The following is a 4,509-nucleotide window of genomic DNA, read 5'->3' as shown; positions in this document are numbered from 1 at the left end:
GCAGCAATCCGCTTTTCCCATTCATCTCGTATTTCTGTTTTATTCATGATACGATTCCTCCTTTTCTCAGGAATATTTTCTCATGAATAAAGCAAAATTTCTATGTGGGAAACATTTGACGCTTACGTTGTAACTATGAAAGAATTTAAAGCATTGAAGCGAGAAATGGCTATGCTTAAGGAGGAAAATGAAATATTAAAAAAAACCATGGCCATATTCGCGAAGAAGTAAATTCTATCTTTAAGTTTATTGATAATAACAAGGATAAGCATGATGTTAAATTAATGTGTAGAGTTCTTAAGCTTTCAAGAAGTTCTTACTATAAGCATCTCAATAAAGTTGAGAGTAAAAGAAGCATTGAAAATAAAAGGTTAAAAGAGCTAATTATTAAAATATATAAAGATAGCAAAAAACGTTATGGAGCTCCTAAGATTCATAAAATCCTGATTAGTCAGGGAGAAACTATAAGTTTAAAGAGAGTTCAAAGGCTTATGAAAGATTTGGAGATTAAATCAATAGTTTGCAAGAAGTACAAGCCCCACTCATCGAAAACCAAGATTGAGGGAAAGGAAAACATTTTAAAAAGAGACTTTTCCACAACTACAATCAATGAAAAATGGGTTACTGATATTACATATATCCAATATTTGAATATATAGAATCCTGGTACAACAGAAAAAGAATCCATAGTAGCATAGGGTATATTACTCCTCAGCAATGTGAGGATAGAGCTAGGAAATCAGCATAAAAAATTCGAGTTTTTGTGTCTGCTATATTGACATAAGTACAGGTTTAGCATGTCTTACAAAATATACTTTTGTCATATAATTTCCTCCAATTCAAATACATTGTTTTTCTCAAAGTCCATAATTATATTTGGAGGTAGAAATTGTTTTAATTGTTCTTTTGTTACCCATTGATAATCCATATGCTCAGGTGATAAAACCACTTCTCCATCATTGCTTTCACACAAGTATGTAAGAATAACAACCTGCCTTGTGGGGTTAGTTTTAAAAGTAGTTGCATATAGAATTTTATCAACAGTTATATTCAATCCAACTTCTTCCTTAACCTCTCTTATAAGAGCAGTCTCTAATGCTTCTCCAAATTCAATTTTGCCACCAACACATTCCCAAGTTCCCGGTTCTATTTCATCATCATTAGCCCGTTTAACAATTAATACTTTTCCTTTTCTTATGATTATACCTTTTACAGCAACCACAATTTTATTCTCATATAACATTCTTTTTCCCCCTAATATAAAATTTTTGCTTCGTATAATTTTACTGTTCTGCAACAATAGGTTCACTTATTGCAAAACAAAATAAGAATATTGTGGTATAACTGAATTCGTTCATTATGTTTATAATCTACAATCGTGTATGTTGATTAAACTGATTTAAATAGTTTTCTTGGGTTAATTCAACAATATCATCTGAAATTCTTTTAAATCCCACTTTTTTAAAGACTATTTCTGCGGATACTCTTGTTTTCGGAAAATTATGGAAAATCCTCTTTGCATTTAATTCATGAAAAGCTACATCAATCAGCAATCGCAATGCTTCTTCACCATATCCGTAACCCCTATATTTTGCTTCGATAATTATGCTAGCACAGTATGCATTCTCCCCATCAACATAACGTAAAGCAACTTCACCAATAGGAATATTTTCATCGCTTTTGATAATATATGCGTAATATCTGTCAGGCGTATTATTTATCCATCGAGAAAACCAGTCCTTCCAATATTCTTTTCTAAAGTCAATACACCCTGTTTCATTATCATAGTTATCTAATCCAAGTTCACAACCTTTGTTATATGACATCGTATCAGGCTGAAATAATATTTTCTGTCTATAATCGAATTCCTCAAAAGAAGGAATATGTAGATACAATCTTTCGTCCATATACCTAACCTCACTTAATATAATCTTCACATTTTTTTGCCTTTGTTAACAATAGAAGAATATTACGAATCAGTTACTTTAATCTTTTGTATTGCCCTTCATAATCTCTGCCTATGTTGTGTTCAAATTTCCTTATATATGTATTTGAAAATTCCTGTGAAGAAATATGAAATCTATTTAATACATCCATAAAATACATTAATACATCGCATAATTCCTCAATAAAATGCTCTCTTACCTTTAAATCATTCATAATATTTTTTTCACCTTTTTTCTTAATGATTGCTATAGATTCACCAATTTCTTCAATCATATAAAGAATAAATGATTTAGCATACTCTGGTTCCATAGGAGACCATGAATTGCTATGCTTTTCCCATAACCTATATGATAATTCCAACATTTCAGAAACTCTTAAATCATTCGCATCAGTATACATATAATCTCACCTTTCTTTGATTTACATTTAATTACTCTTGCGACAACCTTTAATAATATATTCCGGAGTAATCTAATACCCTTTAGATTTCATAATCTACGACTATTCTTTCATCCTTAACCTTACTAATAAATTCAGATACCTTGTCTTTATCTTCACAGTATAGCTCAAGGACAATTAACATACCCCACGGAGACTCAATGTCAATGGCAACAAAACTACTTGGTAATTTTTCTCCGTTTTTTATTGCCTAAATCTCTCCATTTAAAATTGCCGATAACAACATCATATTCTATAAATGTTTAACATCATATTGCAAAACTATATTACCATTATCGAGTATCATGAAATGTATGTCAACACTAGAATCCTAATGTATATTTATAATAATCTCCACTCCATCCACACCCTTCAAACCCTTGATTTTCATATATCTTAATTTCTACCAGATAATAAAGTCCGCTCTAAAATCTCATATTTTTACCCATTTATTAACACTTTTTCCTTAATCCCTATACCGATTTTAATAATGATGTTTTGAAAGGAAAATAGAGATAGATTCATGGGTTAAGGATTAAGTTATGTATTTTTTCAATTCGTTTTTTCAATCGCTGTTGTATACAAATAAAAAACTCATGTTAAAACCCAACCCCCCTCAAACCCTTGTCCCATCTATTCTTAACCCTATTTCCCTATTTCTTTCCAGATAAAAAAGTCATGTCAAAAATCACCCATTTTCCTTATTCCTTTCTCCTAATATTTTCCTATTTTCAGCCTCATTTTAGATAAAAAAGTCGTGTCAAGAATAGGGAAAAGTTAAAAGGAAAAAGGGGAAAGTTTTTTTCAATATCTTTCATCAATACACCCTTCAAATCCTTTAAAATCAATACCTTTAGCCTTATCCCTTTCTCCTTAACCCTAATAATCCTAATAAAAAATCATGGCTCCAATAAGGTTTTCTACCCTATTTTCACCATGATTCTTAACACAACTTTTTTATTTTTAACACGACTTTTTTATTCGTGACACGAGTTTTTTAGGGTTATGCATAGTATGGCTATGCGCTAAGGGTCAAGGAAATAAGAATGAATTTCTTCCCTTATTCTCATAGGCAGTGAGTGGAACTTTCAAAAACAATTAAGAAACTTATCATATCTTTTCAGTGCAAACTAAGATTCTACTCATTAATCACTTTATTTGTATCTATTTATTATTGACCTTATATCTAATCCACTTTTTAAATATAGCCTCAATTAGTTGCTTTGCATCTACAATGTCCATAGGGTTTCGTGGAGCCTGATTTTTCATAAAACCATGTCTTGCACCATCCCCCGCCGCTGCTGGATGGTTTGCAGTATGCTTAAAATTATCTATCACTTTACTTTCTACCCATCCTTGTTTAACAGGGGCTATATCACTTTTAATTATTTCATATATTTTATAAAGATTAACCTAATCTTTTGTACCTTCGTTATAAACTAACTTCAATACTTTTTGCACCTTTTCATCTTTTAAGGATAGTTCAAAACTTTCTTTTAAAATATCATCTTCTTTAATATGCTCTCCATTTTCATCTATAAGTGTTATCCTAACCCTATCAGTTATACTGATAGTTTCTTCAATAAACATGTAACATTGTTTAAGACTAGGATTTTCTAAATTCATCACCAGGTCTATATTAACTATTGGCTTATAGCCTTTATGAATATATAAAAAGGCAATAATCTTATTAACATATTCTTTTGCTAACTTAAATACTTCTTCAGCATTATTAATATTATTAAATTTTTCAGATTTAATAAAATAATCGTTATCAATTTTCTTTATATATAATTGTGGTGATGTAAGTAATAACTCTAATTCTTCAATATCAGACCTATTACCCACTAATCTTACTGCCCAATTCATATTTACATTTTCTCCTTTTATTCCCAAACAATTATTTTATTCTCTGGAATTGCTTAAAATATTTAATAAATCATCTTAAATTGCAATATTAAATGCAACATTTAGTAAAAAATCATGTTGAATAGGGTTAAGGTAGCCCATACTTAACCTTAAGCCCATGTTAATTACTAAAATTGAGCGAATGTAGGGATTTGTCAAGGGCTGCGGAGCAGGCGAAGTCTTTACCCTTGACAAATCACAAGTGAGCTCTACAAT

Annotated in this window: 7 protein-coding genes and 1 pseudogene; 2 read left to right on the top strand and 6 right to left on the bottom strand. The window is 30.4% G+C overall.

The window, feature by feature from the left end; all coding sequences use genetic code 11:
* The first annotated feature begins 284 nt into the window (after window positions 1-284).
* The gene (locus EDD71_RS14905; RefSeq protein ID WP_133629504.1) at window positions 285-659 is read left to right on the top strand and encodes an IS3 family transposase; all 375 of its coding nucleotides are present in this window, start codon (window positions 285-287) and stop codon (window positions 657-659) included.
* Window positions 644-748 (top strand): annotated as a pseudogene (locus tag EDD71_RS16175) (IS3 family transposase); the annotation flags it as partial. The gene EDD71_RS14905 and the pseudogene EDD71_RS16175, both read left to right, overlap by 16 nt.
* 72 nt (window positions 749-820) lie before the next feature.
* Here EDD71_RS16175 and EDD71_RS14895 read toward each other — a convergent pair.
* The 6 genes from EDD71_RS14895 to EDD71_RS15575 form a co-directional block, all read right to left on the bottom strand.
* The gene (locus tag EDD71_RS14895; RefSeq protein ID WP_133629503.1) at window positions 821-1,243 is read right to left on the bottom strand and encodes an NUDIX hydrolase; all 423 of its coding nucleotides are present in this window, start codon (window positions 1,241-1,243) and stop codon (window positions 821-823) included.
* A gap of 127 nt (window positions 1,244-1,370) precedes the next feature.
* Entirely contained in the window at window positions 1,371-1,907 is a 537-nt protein-coding gene (locus EDD71_RS14890; RefSeq protein ID WP_133629502.1) for a GNAT family N-acetyltransferase, read from the bottom strand.
* Window positions 1,908-1,980: 73 nt separating this feature from the next.
* On the bottom strand, window positions 1,981-2,346 hold the full coding sequence (locus tag EDD71_RS14885; protein WP_133629501.1) for a MazG nucleotide pyrophosphohydrolase domain-containing protein: 366 nt from the start codon (window positions 2,344-2,346) through the stop codon (window positions 1,981-1,983).
* 1,203 nt (window positions 2,347-3,549) lie between these two features.
* Complete coding sequence (locus EDD71_RS15455; protein ID WP_166636511.1) at window positions 3,550-3,723, bottom strand: hypothetical protein; 174 nt, start codon at window positions 3,721-3,723, stop codon at window positions 3,550-3,552.
* 75 nt (window positions 3,724-3,798) lie between these two features.
* The gene (locus tag EDD71_RS14880; protein ID WP_133629500.1) at window positions 3,799-4,254 is read right to left on the bottom strand and encodes a hypothetical protein; all 456 of its coding nucleotides are present in this window, start codon (window positions 4,252-4,254) and stop codon (window positions 3,799-3,801) included.
* Window positions 4,255-4,329: 75 nt separating this feature from the next.
* On the bottom strand, window positions 4,330-4,509 hold a 180-nt coding region (locus tag EDD71_RS15575; RefSeq protein WP_207669364.1), incomplete at its 5' end, for a hypothetical protein.

This window comes from Fonticella tunisiensis, assembly GCF_004364155.1.
In the GTDB taxonomy this organism is placed as follows: Bacteria; Bacillota; Clostridia; order Clostridiales; family Caloramatoraceae; genus Fonticella; species Fonticella tunisiensis.
Note: the sequence above shows the minus strand (reverse complement) of the source record. Positions and strands in the feature narration are given on the sequence as shown.

What these genes read in the sequence shown, in the direction of transcription:
- EDD71_RS14905 (WP_133629504.1), top strand. Translation starts at nt 285, where the DNA reads ATGTGTAGAGTTCTTAAGCTTTCAAGAAGTTCTTACTATAAGCATCTC.
- EDD71_RS14890 (WP_133629502.1), bottom strand. Translation starts at nt 1,907, where the DNA reads ATGGACGAAAGATTGTATCTACATATTCCTTCTTTTGAGGAATTCGAT.
- EDD71_RS14880 (WP_133629500.1), bottom strand. Translation starts at nt 4,254, where the DNA reads ATGAATTGGGCAGTAAGATTAGTGGGTAATAGGTCTGATATTGAAGAA.
- EDD71_RS14885 (WP_133629501.1), bottom strand. Translation starts at nt 2,346, where the DNA reads ATGTATACTGATGCGAATGATTTAAGAGTTTCTGAAATGTTGGAATTA.
- EDD71_RS14895 (WP_133629503.1), bottom strand. Translation starts at nt 1,243, where the DNA reads ATGTTATATGAGAATAAAATTGTGGTTGCTGTAAAAGGTATAATCATA.